Raw genomic sequence first — 13935 nt, forward strand, 5'->3', positions numbered from 1 at the left:
TTATCCCACCATTCCCATTAAGTATACGACTGTAAAGATAAACACCCAGACTACGTCAATGAAATGCCAATAAAGACTCGCGACATAAAATTTAGGAGCGTTATATAAATTCAAGCCCCTTCTTGCATTACGAACCATAAGAGATATGATCCAAACCAAACCGAAAGCAACGTGCCCTCCGTGAAAACCAACTAAGGTATAAAATGCGGAGCCAAAGGCACTACTCGTAAATGTATGGTGGAATTCATGAACATAGTGATTAAATTCATAAATCTCGAGACCTAGAAAAGCAAAACCAAGTGCCACCGTAATCACAAGCCAAGCCTGCATTTGTTTAAAGTGGTTATTTTTCATATGATACATTGCATACACACTAGTCAATGAACTGGTCAATAACAGCATGGTTGCTACAAAAGTAAGTGGTAATTCGAATAAATCTTTTGCCAGGGCTGCATCACCATTTGGAACCTTATCCTTCAATGCAAGGTATGTTGCAAATAGTGAGGCGAATAATACCGTCTCTCCACCAAGAAACAACCAGAATCCCAAATACTTATTTTTACCTTCTAAAGTCGCTTTCTCGGGAGAAGCAGGCCAAGTGGCATCCGTGAATCTTTCATCTGATTGCATTATGCCTTACCTCCCTTGTCTTTATCGTCCATAAGGTCTTCTTTATGAATATGGAATCCATGATCGTCTTTGACGGAACGGATAAACATTGAACCAAACGTTATCAAAAGTCCAACAATCATTATAGGCAGGGTCCATGTCTTATCATCCATATTATATAAAGCACCGAATGCGGCTACAAATAAACCGAGAGCAATCGTTAAAGGAAGTATAGATGAATTAGGCATATGGATATCCCCTAGTGGTTCTGCAGGAGTCATTTCCGTTTTCCCTTCCATTTTTTCAACCCAGTAAGGATCTAATCCGCGGACAAGCGGAAGTTGTTTGAAATTATAAAACGGCGGTGGTGATGGAATTGCCCATTCAAGCGTACGTCCATCTCCCCATGGATCATTGCCGACTTTTTCATTTTTCACGGATGTAATGATTATATTGATGACCATAACCAAGACCCCAAATGCCATTAAGAAGGCTCCAACTGTACTAATCATATTACCTGTATTGAGTCCTTGATCGTCCAAGAATGTAAATACGCGACGAGGCATCCCCATTAACCCTAAGAAATGTTGAATGAAGAATGTTAAATGGAAACCAATAAGGAACGTCCAAAATGTGATTTGTCCCAATTTTTCACTTAACATAGTTCCAAACATCTTCGGCCAATAGAAATTGATTCCAGCCAGTAAACCTAATACAACCCCACCGACAATTACATAGTGGAAATGGGCAACAACGAAATAACTATCATGGTATTGATAATCAGCAGGTGCCGATGCTAGCATGATACCTGTTACGCCCCCCATGGTAAATGTAGGAATGAAGGCAACTGCATAAAGCATCGGAACCGTGAACTTGACGCTTCCTCCCCACATCGTAAAAATCCAGTTGAATATCTTAATACCTGTTGGTACTGCGATAGCCATGGTAGCCACAGCAAAGATTGCATTTGCGATTGGCCCCAGGCCAGTGGTAAACATATGATGGGCCCAAACCATGAAACCCAAGAACCCGATTAAAACGGTTGCAAATACCATCGATGAATAACCAAATAATCTTTTTCTGGAAAATGTAGCGAAAATTTCCGAAAAAATACCGAATGCAGGAAGAATAAGGATATAAACTTCCGGGTGACCGAATATCCAGAATAAATGCTCCCAAATAATCGTATTCCCCCCAGCTGCTACATCAAAGAAATTCGAGCCAAACATCCGATCGAACATCATTAACACCAATCCCACGGTAAGCGGGGGAAAAGCGAATAATATCAATGCGGAAACAACGAAAGTTGACCATGTAAACAGCGGCATACGCATATAAGTCATTCCAGGCGTACGCATATTAATAATCGTTACAAGGAAATTGATCCCTGCAATTAATGTTCCCAAACCTGATATCTGTAGTCCGAGGACGTAAAAATCAATGCCATGGCCTTCGGAGTGAAGGGAAAGTGATGCATATGATGTCCAGCCTGCATCGGGAGCCCCCCCTAAAAACCATGAAAGATTCAAAAAGATTCCTCCAAAGAAAAACAACCAAAAACCTAACGAGTTCAAAAATGGGAACGCAACATCACGAGCCCCTATCTGTAAGGGTACAACAGCATTCATTACAGCAAATACTAATGGCATGGCGGCCAGAAATATCATGGTCGTACCGTGCATGGTCAAAATTTCATTATAAAATCCGGCACTTACGAAGTCATTATTTGGGATTGCAAGCTGGATACGGATAAACATCGCTTCCAAACCGCCGATTACAAAGAATAACCCGCCAGAGATAAGATATAAAATGGCGATTTTCTTATGGTCTACCGTCGTCAGATAATCCCAAATCGTAGCGCCAAATCCTTTTTTATTAGCGTACGTACTCACGATTTAACCTCCTTAATCAATGTTCTATTTTTCTTCCACCTTAAGCTCTAAAAGATAAGCTGCCAGTGCATTAATATCTGAATCTGAAAGTTCTCCGTAAGTACCGGTCATCGTGTTACCCGGTTTATACTTCTCAGGATCCTTGATCCAATTTTTCACATTTTCTTCCGTATGTTCCAAAACGCCAGCTATTTTTTGACGTTCACCGAATGTAGCCAGATTCGGTGCCTGTCGAGCAGCCTCAGGCCTGCTGTCATTTGGTGTCACCGCATGACAACCTATACAACTTTGATTAAAGACATCTTCACCCTGTTTGGCTAGATCACCTTCCACGACAGGTTCTTTCGCCGCTTTCATATCTTTAGTCCAAGCTTCAAAGTCGCTTTTAGACTTCGTTACGACCTTAAAATCCATTAAGGCATGGGAAGGACCGCAAAGTTCAGCACATTTCCCGTAGAATAAGTTGTTCGAATCTTCCGCCTTTTCACTGTCGAATTCTAAGAAAAACTGATTGACCCCTTCTGTATTTGTATCCATCTTTCCACCGGCAGCCGGTATCCAGAATGAATGCTTAACATCTGAAGCAGTTAGATTGAAATACACTTTTTGATCGGTCGGCACAACCAAATCCTGACTTGTGACTACGCCAAGGTCCGGATATTCAAACTCCCACCAATAAAGGTTCGCCCTAACATTCACGACAAGTGCATCCTTCGTTTTTCCATCCTTATCTTTCTTATCCATTGCCTTTGTGTCAGCTAAGTCGAAAGTCGTGACGACGGTTGGAACAGCCAGAACAATTAAAAGAAGGATAGGAATAACAGTCCAGATAATTTCGAGTTTATGACTTCCTTCAATTTGTTTCGGTATTGTTTCGTCGCCCTTCTTCCGACGGAAGCGTAGTAAAACTACAACGAACAAAATAATCACAACAATAATAACCAGTACCATGATCAGTGTACTCAATATCAGTAAGTCATACTGAGATTGCGCAACATCGCCAGCTGGCTTCAGCGCGGATAGAAATGGTTCGCCGCAGCCCGAAAGGACAAGTCCTACAATACCCAGCAGAGCAATTAGGCGCCATTTGTGCAGCCTTTTTTTCATAGCTTCAGAAACCCCTCTTTCGTCAAAATTTTCTCACAAAAATAAAAATGGGCGCAATTGCGAATATTCTCTCTATGTCAATTTCTAAAAAGAAAGAATCCCTAATCTAAGGAATTATTAAAGATGATTCATGTAACCGCTCTTATGAATGACCCTGTTGAGGAGTTTTCCGTTAATATGTATGAATGGCGGTCAGTGCATTATTTATTTGTAAGCTGGAGCCTGTAAAACGAACAGGCCGCCAGCTTATATTAACCAAAACTAGATGAGTGTGACAATAACCATCGCTACAAATAAAATGGTCATATAATTTAAAGAATATACAAACATGGATGTTGCCCACTTAACATCATCTTTCTTTTTATACCCCTTAATTCCTAAAATAAGCCAACCTGTGCTCAATAATGCAGCAAGAATAACCAGCGGAGTTCCTAATGGAGTTAAAAAGAAAGGAACGAACATTAAACAGACGATCCATAACATAATCGATCTTTTTGCAGCCTTGAACCCTTTTACAACCGGAAGCATGGGTACACCCGCTGCACGATATTCTTCGACACGCCTCATTGCAAGTGCATAAAAATGAGGCGGCTGCCATAAGAACATGATCGCGAACAGGACCCAAGCAATCTTATCTAGGCCCGGGTCGACGGCAGCCCACCCGATAAGTGGAGGTACCGCTCCGGATATACTGCCTATAATCGTATTCGAGACAAATCTCCGTTTAAAAACCATGGTATATAAAACAACATAGGCGAAGACGCCAAATGCACCAAGTATGGCCGTTGTCATATTAGTCAACGCAAGTAAAATCAGCCCTGCAGCAATTAAGCCAAAACTTAACGCCAATACCTTTGAAGGCTGTACTTTCCCAGTTACCGTTGGACGGTTTTTCGTTCTTTCCATTAAATGATCGATGTCACGATCATAATAATTATTGAAACTGCAAGATCCCGCCATGATGAGAGCCGAACCTGCAAGTGTATAAAACACTACATCAAGATTACTTAAGAAGCTAAGCCCCGAAAAATGAAGGGCTAACCATACGCCGGTAAAAGCTGTAATTATATTTGAATTGACAATCCCCACTTTTATAAGTGCGAGAAAATCCTTCCAAGCTGTTGTTTCCGGTATATCTGATTGAAGGGCGGCTTTACTGTCCTTCATGACAGCTTCTGACAAACCCCTTGTTTCTGACATTTGTTTTCCTCCTTTAAATCATTCAGCACAGACGCAAATGCAGAAAAAATACTTACAAATGCTATAGAACATTATTTCATACTTTTTGATATTTGTAACCAAGGAAGCGTAAACAAAAAGTAAATTATTTACCAATGACCGTGGCCAATGGAATCCATAAAGAGCTATCATTCTTAATATCATGCTTAATAACAGTAAAATTTAGTAAAATCATTTCTTCAATATATTAAAACACATTTTTGGAAGCTTTTGTGAAAATTTTTCGGATATTTTTGACCAATTTGTGTCTCGAAAATTTCACTGCAGTTGTAAGATGGATGTCCATCAAGAACATGAATAGTAAGCTTTTATCATCATCCCCCAGGCTCTATCTCTATTTTGCTCCTACTTGAAGGTTTACACTCCCTTTATTTCTATCAAAGTCTCTTGTAACTTTCAACTATTTCAGGCATTTTAATTAATAGCTATAATATTAACTGAACTTGTAAAATCATTCTATTTTGTGTAATATCGAGGAAGTTCGACAAATATTTATGAAAAATCCTATGCTATTATTAATTTTATGGAACAACCCTAATTTGCTACAGAGAAAAAGGTGGGACTACTAGTGAAATCGTCTCTTAAATGGTTTGCTGTTTTAACTACGATTGTAATGCTTTTCATCTTACTGGGTGGAGCTTTAGTCACGAAGACGGATTCCGGCATGGGATGCGGAAGGTCCTGGCCATTATGCAACGGCCAATTGATTCCGGACAAAATCACGTTTGAATTGGTCATTGAGCTTTCCCATCGACTCGTTTCAGGTGCTGGAGGATTCTTGGTTTTAATTTTATCGTATATGTCTTGGCGAAAAATCGGCCATATCCGTGAAGCACGTTTCTTATCCGTCCTTTCTTTTGGTTTTCTGTTACTACAGGGGTTGATTGGAGCCGCTGCCGTTCTTTGGTCACAATCCGATTTCGTCCTGGCCCTTCATTTTGGGATATCACTCATTTCCTTTGCTTCCGTCTTTTTACTGACACTATTGATTTTTGAAGTCGACAAGAAGTTCGAAGCCGAAAAACTCATAGTTGACAAACGAATGAAATTCCATATTATTGGCGTATTGATTTTTTGTCTGGTAGTCGTATATACGGGTGCTCTTGTAAGGCATACAGAATCCAGCCTAATCTGTAAGGATTGGCCTTTATGTGTAAATGATAGCCCTGCGCTTCCCTCCAACCTTTATGAATGGGTGCAGATGGGGCACCGTGCAATAGCTGGCGCTATTTTCATTTGGGTATCATACGTTGCTTATATTGCAAAAAAATATTACAAGAATCAAAAAGTGTTATATGGCGGTTGGATTGCTGCATTCATTCTCGTTTTTTTACAGGTTACCGCTGGAGCCTTTATAATTTTCTCTAGGCAGAACTTGTATATCGCATTGGCACACGCTTTATTCATTGCCTGCTTTTTTGGTGTAATGAGTTATTTGATGTTACTGACATCAAGAAGTAAAAAAAATGCCCTAGCCAAGCAAAAAGGGAACGCTGCCCACACAGTCAAAGGACAGGATGAACATGATATAACACCAACGATACCCGCCCGTTAATGTCTGATTGTTCAAGCAAATAAGATAATAAGGTAAAACAAAAACCACCATTCTGGAGAATGGTGGTTTTTGTTTTACCTTAAGGAGAAATTCAATGACCGTACATCGCCTAAAAGAGGCTTACAGGGCAGCTTGAAACCTCAAGCATACCCAACATACCCCAAATCGTTCACAAGGCCACAGTCAGCGATATTACTTAGTTATTTCAATCAATAAATCACCAGTACTGATCGCTTCTCCATCATTTACATAGATGTCTTTAATGGTCCCGGAGAATGGCGCTTGTACGGTAGTTTCCATTTTCATCGCTTCCGTAATGATCAGGTGATCACCCTGTTTGACCTGATCGCCTTTCTCGACGACTACACGAATAACCGTACCTGGCATTGTCGCACCGATTTGTTCTTTATTTTTAGGATCAGCTTTCATTTTTGATATAACGGAAGATTTAATGTTTTCATCCTTGATGATCACTTCACGTGATTGACCATTCAACTCAAAATACACAACCCGTGTTCCATCAGCCAAAGGTTGGCCGATTGAAACTAATTTAACGATGAGCGTTTTTCCCTTTTCAATTTCAACTTCGATTTCTTCACCTAGCCTCATGCCATATAAGAAAGTCGCGGTATCAAGGTTGGAAACATCTCCAAACAGCTCAATTGTTTTATTGTAATCCAAGAATACTTTTGGATATAGGGCATATGCAAGCACATCGAAATCAGTGACAGGCCGTCCCAATTCCTTGAATAATTCTTCTTTAAGAGCAGCAAAGTCCACTTCTTCCAATAATTCACCCGGTCTTACCGTTATAGGTTTTTTCCCTTTCAGAATAACTTCCTGAAGCTCTTTCGGGAATCCACCGACTGGCTGACCCAGATAGCCTTCGAATAACTCTATGACTGAATCAGGAAAATCGATGGTTTTTCCTTTTGTCAGGACATCTTCTTCAGACAGGTTATTTTGCACCATGAATAAAGCCATGTCCCCAACGACTTTGGATGAAGGCGTCACTTTTACGATATCACCGAACATCGCATTGACGCGCTGGTACATTTCTTTCACTTCATGCCAGCGGTCTCCCAGTCCCACAGCTTTAGCTTGCTGCTGTAGATTACTATATTGACCGCCAGGCATCTCGTGTTTGTAAACTTCGGTATGAGGAGCATTCATGCCACTTTCGAAGTCATGATAGAATTTCCTGACCTCTCCCCAGTATTCTCCTAAACGCTCTAGTGAATCGACTTCCAATTTAGGTTGTCTGCTTGACCCCTCCAGTGCATAATGAAGTGTTTGTACACTTGGCTGTGAAGTCAGGCCAGCTAAAGACCCAATCGCCGTATCAACGATATCCACACCAGCTTCAATCGCTTTTGAATACATGTAAATCCCATTTCCGCTTGTATCATGAGTATGGAGATGGATCGGAAGGGAGGTAGTTGCTTTCAGTTCCGACACAAGACGGTAAGCAGCATCCGGTTTCAAGAGGCCAGCCATATCCTTGATCGCTAAAATATGGGCACCGGCATGTTCTAATTCCACCGCCATTTTTTTATAGTATTCGATATTATATTTGCTGCGTGACGGATCATTCAAATCCCCGGTATAACAAATGGCGGCTTCCGCAATTTTCCCGGATTGACGGACTGAATCTATAGCCACTTCCATCCCTTTAACCCAGTTTAAACTATCGAAGATCCGGAAAACATCAATGCCGGCATCCGCTGATTTTTCTACGAATTCACGAATGACATTATCAGGGTAATTTTTATAACCAACTGCATTTGAAGCCCTTAATAGCATTTGTAAAAGGACATTCGGTGCTTTTTCCCTAAAACTTAACAGCCTGTCCCATGGATCTTCTTTCAAGAAGCGATAAGCCACATCGAAAGTTGCCCCACCCCACATTTCCATTGAAAATAAATCAGGAAGGAGTTTTGCTGTAGGTTCAGCGATATCAAGGATATCTTTCGATCTAATTCTCGTCGCAAGTAAAGATTGATGTGCATCACGGAAAGTCGTATCTGTGATCAATACTTCTTTCTGTTCTTTAATCCAATTGACAAGTCCCTCTGCACCTTGCTGTTCAAGTATATTTTTTGTACCCGAGATAAGCGGCAGACCACCGACATTAGGAATTGGAGCTGGATCGAAAACAGGTTTTTTCTTTTTCTCGACTCCCGGGAAACCATTCACGGTTACATTTCCGATATATGAAAGCATTTTTGTCCCACGGTCTTTTCTGATTGGGAAGCTAAATAATTCCGGTGTTGAATCAATGAATGATGTATCGTATTCCCCATTTATGAAATTTTCATGTTTAACAACATTTTCAAGGAAGGGGATATTTGTTTTAATTCCTCGAATCCTGAATTCCTTAAGGTTACGAACCATTTTAGAAGCTGCCTGCTCAAATGAAAGCGCATGAGTAGAAAGTTTAACGAGAAGGGAATCATAATACGGTGTGATAACCGCACCTTGGAACCCATTCCCAGCGTCCAGACGGACACCAAATCCTCCACCGGAACGGTATACCATCATTTTCCCGGTATCAGGCATGAAATTATTCAATGGGTCCTCAGTCGTCACCCGTGATTGAATCGCATATCCATGCGTTTTAATTCCTGCTTGTTCGGGAATCCCGATCTTTTTGCCATGTAGCTCATGCCCTTCGGCTATCATGATTTGAGATTGAACGATATCAATGCCTGTAATCATTTCAGTAATGGTATGCTCAACCTGCACCCGTGGATTGACTTCAATAAAGTAAAATTCTCCATTTGCCACCAGGAACTCAACCGTTCCAGCATTTACATAATCAATATTTTTCGCCAACTTGACTGCTGCCTCACAAATTCTTTCCCTTAAATCTTCTGAAAGGGAAACGGAAGGTGCCACTTCCACAACTTTTTGATGCCGTCTCTGAACGGAACAGTCACGTTCGTATAGATGGACGATATTCCCATGAGTATCAGCCAATATCTGAACTTCGATATGCTTTGGATTTTGTATGAATCTCTCCACATAGACTTCATCATTGCCAAAAGCCGCTTTAGCTTCTGATTTTGCGCGATCATAAGCCTCTTCAACTTCTTCGATTTTTCCGACAATTCGCATTCCACGGCCGCCGCCGCCTAAAGATGCTTTTATAATAATTGGAAAACCGTATTTTTCACCAAATTCCCTGACTTCTTCAACACTGGTCACCGGTCCCTCGCTACCAGGGATGACCGGGATATTAGCTAGTTCAGCTTGGGTTCTAGCTTTCACTTTGTCACCAAACATATCTAGGTGTCTGGATTCTGGTCCGATGAAGATGATTCCTTCTTCCTCACAACGTTTCGCAAAATCAATATTTTCAGAAAGGAAACCATAACCTGGATGAATCGCATCGACTCCGCTCATTTTGGCAATCGCTATTATGCCTTCAATATCCAGGTATGCATCAATCGGTTTTTTGCCTTCCCCAACCAAATATGCCTCATCCGCTTTATATCGGTGATAAGAACCATAATCTTCCTTTGAATAGATTGCAACTGTATGAATATCTAATTCCGTGCATGCCCGAAAAATCCGTATCGCTATTTCTCCACGATTTGCCGCAAGTACTTTTTCTATACGTTTCCCCATTGCTACCACCCTAATCAATATGTATTTTTATTGAATATATAGAAAAAAAGCGTGATAGATTCACCACTTTTTATTCATAAGTTTATTTCCCGAGAATAAGGAGACCGACCTGATAAGGCTCTTTTTATTGCTGATGTAATTATTTCGATATATTTTCATGTTTTCGTTTTTTACCTACCATAAATACAAAAAAAGAATCCTTAACCATTAGTAAAAGAAAATTTAGTTATTATAATATATTATCAAAAAGTAAACAGTTGGATTTAACATACATTTAATATAACCATAATACTAAAATAAACTGAATACAATAAAAAAATAAAAAATTAAGTATATTCCCATGTAAAAACAAGGAATTCGCACTTTTTTCCGCCTAACGAATCCAATGTTAATTCAGCAAGGCATATTTCCCACCAGTCCTTAAAATGCTAGATTTGAAGGGATTTTCCATCGGAAATTCGAAAATAAAAAAACTCCATTGAGCTTCTGCACGTTCAATTAGTATGTCACATTCAAATATAGTATAACACTATTCACAAATGATGTATATAAATAAAAAACTCAAACAATCATCGAGATTTGTTTGAGTTAGTATGTTTTATTTATTATTTTTTTAATGATGCTTCATGCAAAACTGACAATTCCTGTTCAAGGGTTTCCAAAAGGGATTTGCCCTCAGTTTCCTCTACCAAGCCCAAGCGTACGGCAAAATCAATTTCTCGTGATAGGCCGAACATTTGTGTATCAAGTACCTCTTCATATAAAGGACATTGAGGCATAGTGAGATTTTCCATTTGAACTTTTATCAGTTTTAGAATCTTGTCAGCATCTGCTTTTAATAAAGCATAAGCTTTTTCTCGATGATTGACAAGCATATCAGATGCCATGTTAAATCCCCCCGCTCAGAGCGATTAAATCTTATCTTTAAATTCTACCTTTTGTTTTGTGAAAAAGCAAGGACATTGACAAACAATTTGCCATTGAGATAACACAATCACCTCTCTACTGATTATACCGGCCATGGAAATTGTTCACCTTCTTGAAGATGTGACATTTCAATTATAATTGATTATAATTATTAAAGAGCAACAGAAAGGAATGAGATATTTGGAACCCATCGTATTTATTAACGGAAAAGTGAAATATCCAATTACACTAGATCCTGGAGTATGGATTTTTGATGACCGTAAAGTTGAAATCGATACATATTTCCACGCTGAAAGAGTCCAAGTCAATGAATTAGAAGAATATACGATTGCCGCCTCCAAACATTGGCAAAAAGAAATACAGGAAGGCGCAACCATGCCACCCACATTAAAAACGGAACGAAAGTTCGAGAAGCAAAGATTGCTCGAAGGGACTTTCGGCATTCCTTTTGAACCTTTTTTAAGAAATGCCGAACCTGAAAACGGGGTAACGGAAGTGATCGTCACAACCGATGATAAGGAACTTACATTCCCGTTGGAAGCGGCACTTGAATTTTTCCTGGGCTTTTCCAAGGATGGAAAGCCGCTTAAAGTATCCGAGGGCGGCCCCATGGAAATTTACTTCGGTGATGCTTCCAACATCAATAATCCGATAAAAAATGTACGGTCTTTCACTGTTAAATAAGACTTAGTCCATAAAACTTTATAGCAATCGGCAAGGGTCATCCCTTGCCGATTGTATTATAAAAGCGTAGCAGCGAGTTGGGCCAATCCAGATCTTTCCCCTTTTATCAACTTAACATGGCCGGCAATACGCTCGGTCTTGAATTTTTCCACCACATAGGTCAAGCCATTATTATATTCATCTAAATAAGGATGATCTATTTGCTCCGGATCTCCCATTAATACAATTTTGCTCCGCTCCCCGACTCTCGTCAATATGGTCTTAACCTCATGTTTTGTTAAATTTTGCGCTTCATCGATGATGATGAACTGATCTGGGATGCTCCTTCCCCTGATATAGGTCAGGGCTTCTACTTCGATCGAACTCATGCCTGCTAAGATGGCATCCAATTCCCCAGGTTTTTTCGTATTGAACAAAAATTGCAGATTATCAAATATAGGCTGCATCCAGGGTCTTAATTTTTCTTCTTTTTCCCCTGGCAGATAACCAATATCTTTACCAACCGGCACAATGGGCCTGGCAACCAGAAGTTTCTTATATTGTGACAAATCTTCAGTTTGCATTAATCCTGTTGCCAAAGCCAATAAAGTCTTACCTGTCCCTGCCTTACCAATAAGTGTCACTAGCTGAATATCCGAACGAAGCAACAAATCAAGTGCCATCGTCTGCTGGACGTTTCTCGGTTTAATTCCCCAAATATGTTCCCCTTCGTACATCAATTTCTTAACGAACCTGCAGTTCTCATCCACAATCCCAATCGCAGAAGCTGAACTGCCCAGCGTGTCCTTCATCAACAGGAATTGATTTGGATAATATGAGTCTTTTGTCAGTTCTTCAAGTCCCAAAAAACTTTTTTCGTAAAACTTATTAAGATTATCAATCGATACATACACTTCTTTATGCCCAGCGTATATATGATCCATTTCTACGACACGATCATTTAAAAAGTCCTCTGCCTCAAGACCGATTGCATCAGCTTTAACCCTGACGAGTGTATCTTTACTAACCAAAATGACCGTTTTTCCATCTTCCTTCGTCTCTTCTTCCAAAGATAAATTTTTTGCGACTGCCAATATCCTGTTATCGTTCGTTTTCTCCACAAAAATTTCCTGAAGCTTATGAAATGAACGGTGATTAAGTTCAATCCGTAAGCTGCCTCCATTATGAAGCGGAATGCTTTGATGAAGCTTCCCTTTTTCCCGAAAGTTGTCGATCAATTTCGATACTTGCCTGGCGTTCCTTCCAATTTCATCCATATACCTTTTTTTCGAATCCAATTCTTCTAATACGACTGCCGGAATGACAACTTCATTATCTTCGAATGAATAAATCGAATACGGATCCTGCAACAGGACATTCGTATCTAAAACATAGATTTTTTTCCCCAATATGACGCCTCCTGCCTGCTCTTTAGGATATGCCTTACCATTTACTACACTCAGCAGTTATGTAGCGGACGAGACTGTTGATAAAATATATGTTCCTTTGCATAAAGATAGAAGAACATTTACAGACTATAAAGAAAACTTCCAGCTAAGAATGCTATTCCCAACATGGAGTACACCATGATGCGCTGCATTTTATACTTATATGCATCAGACTTAGTCGGTGTGGACAGGCTGTAACTAATGAAAAACATTAAGGAGGTTGTACATTGCAAAAAATCGTTTTGTCAATCGCTGCTGTTCTATTGATGACAGGTTGCACAATGGATAATAATAATAATGAAGCGTCTGAAAATAATGGTAAAAACAATATAACGAAAGTCAATAACACGACCATTAAGGAAGCAGACAGAACTACAGGTCAGCAAACAGCTTCAAGACTCACAGGTTTGGCTAATTCCATTCCGGAGGTTAACGATGCCACCGCAGTCGTACTTGGCAAATATGCCATAGTCGGAATAGATATTGACCAAGATATTGAGCGTTCACAGGTAGGAACGATTAAGTACTCAGTTGGAGAAACTTTAAAACACGATCCTAACGGTGCAAATGCCATCGTCGTCGCTGACCCGGATTTAAATGAGCGGATCAGGGAGGTAGCCAAGGATATTAAAGACGGTAAACCTGTAACAGGGATACTGAATGAACTGGCTGACATCACAAGTCGAGTCATTCCTGAGGTACCTGGTGATATTTTAACCCCAACGCCATCAAAGGCCATTGAAAGGGAAAAAAATAAACTTGATGATAATACGGAAAGAAAAGAACTTGATGAAGAGCAAAATGATCAATCCAATCACTTTAAAGAATGAATTTTTAGCAACCCGAAGTGAATCTTCGGGTTTTT

At 40.0% G+C, this 13935-nt stretch carries 10 protein-coding genes; 3 read left to right on the forward strand and 7 right to left on the reverse strand.

Features of this window, described 5'->3' with window-relative positions; all coding sequences use genetic code 11:
* From QUF86_RS24745 to cyoE, 4 genes are all read right to left on the reverse strand, one after another.
* Window positions 1–630 (reverse strand): cytochrome (ubi)quinol oxidase subunit III, encoded by a 630-nt coding sequence (locus tag QUF86_RS24745; RefSeq protein WP_289317258.1) that lies wholly within the window; start codon window positions 628–630, stop codon window positions 1–3.
* On the reverse strand, window positions 630–2501 hold the full coding sequence (ctaD, locus tag QUF86_RS24750; RefSeq protein ID WP_289317259.1) for a cytochrome c oxidase subunit I: 1872 nt from the start codon (window positions 2499–2501) through the stop codon (window positions 630–632). The genes QUF86_RS24745 and ctaD overlap by 1 nt, the downstream gene beginning before the upstream one ends.
* A 24-nt stretch (window positions 2502–2525) precedes the next feature.
* Window positions 2526–3608: a cytochrome c oxidase subunit II gene (gene coxB, locus QUF86_RS24755; protein WP_289335980.1), complete on the reverse strand. Its 1083-nt coding sequence runs from the start codon at window positions 3606–3608 to the stop codon at window positions 2526–2528.
* A gap of 261 nt (window positions 3609–3869) precedes the next feature.
* The gene (gene cyoE, locus QUF86_RS24760) at window positions 3870–4808 is read right to left on the reverse strand and encodes a heme o synthase (protein WP_289317261.1); all 939 of its coding nucleotides are present in this window, start codon (window positions 4806–4808) and stop codon (window positions 3870–3872) included.
* A 607-nt stretch (window positions 4809–5415) separates the two neighbouring features.
* On the opposite strand from cyoE, the gene QUF86_RS24765 reads away from it, so the two are divergent.
* A complete protein-coding gene (locus QUF86_RS24765) occupies window positions 5416–6402 on the forward strand; it encodes a COX15/CtaA family protein (RefSeq protein WP_289317262.1) in 987 nt (328 codons plus the stop codon).
* Between the two features lie 192 nt (window positions 6403–6594).
* On the opposite strand, the gene pyc is transcribed toward QUF86_RS24765, so the two are convergent.
* Both pyc and QUF86_RS24775 read right to left on the reverse strand, forming a co-directional pair.
* Window positions 6595–10032 carry a pyruvate carboxylase gene (pyc, locus tag QUF86_RS24770; RefSeq protein ID WP_289335981.1) on the reverse strand — a complete coding sequence of 1146 codons (3438 nt, stop codon included), beginning with the start codon at window positions 10030–10032 and terminating at the stop codon, window positions 6595–6597.
* 605 nt (window positions 10033–10637) lie between these two features.
* On the reverse strand, window positions 10638–10919 hold the full coding sequence (locus QUF86_RS24775; protein ID WP_034313996.1) for an Fpa/YlaN family protein: 282 nt from the start codon (window positions 10917–10919) through the stop codon (window positions 10638–10640).
* Between the two features lie 220 nt (window positions 10920–11139).
* Here QUF86_RS24775 and QUF86_RS24780 point away from each other — a divergent pair, with 220 nt between their 5' ends.
* Window positions 11140–11643, forward strand: coding sequence for a peptidyl-prolyl cis-trans isomerase (locus QUF86_RS24780; RefSeq protein ID WP_289335982.1), 504 nt, complete (start codon window positions 11140–11142; stop codon window positions 11641–11643).
* A 56-nt stretch (window positions 11644–11699) separates the two neighbouring features.
* Here QUF86_RS24780 and QUF86_RS24785 read toward each other — a convergent pair whose 3' ends face one another.
* Window positions 11700–13031 (reverse strand): PhoH family protein, encoded by a 1332-nt coding sequence (locus tag QUF86_RS24785; RefSeq protein ID WP_289317265.1) that lies wholly within the window; start codon window positions 13029–13031, stop codon window positions 11700–11702.
* Window positions 13032–13297: 266 nt separating this feature from the next.
* On the opposite strand from QUF86_RS24785, the gene QUF86_RS24790 reads away from it, so the two are divergent.
* Entirely contained in the window at window positions 13298–13900 is a 603-nt protein-coding gene (locus QUF86_RS24790) for a YhcN/YlaJ family sporulation lipoprotein (RefSeq protein WP_289335983.1), read from the forward strand.
* Window positions 13901–13935 lie beyond the last annotated feature (35 nt).

Origin of the sequence: Peribacillus sp. NJ11 (assembly GCF_030348405.1) — a bacterium.
In the GTDB taxonomy this organism is placed as follows: Bacteria; Bacillota; Bacilli; order Bacillales; family DSM-1321; genus Peribacillus.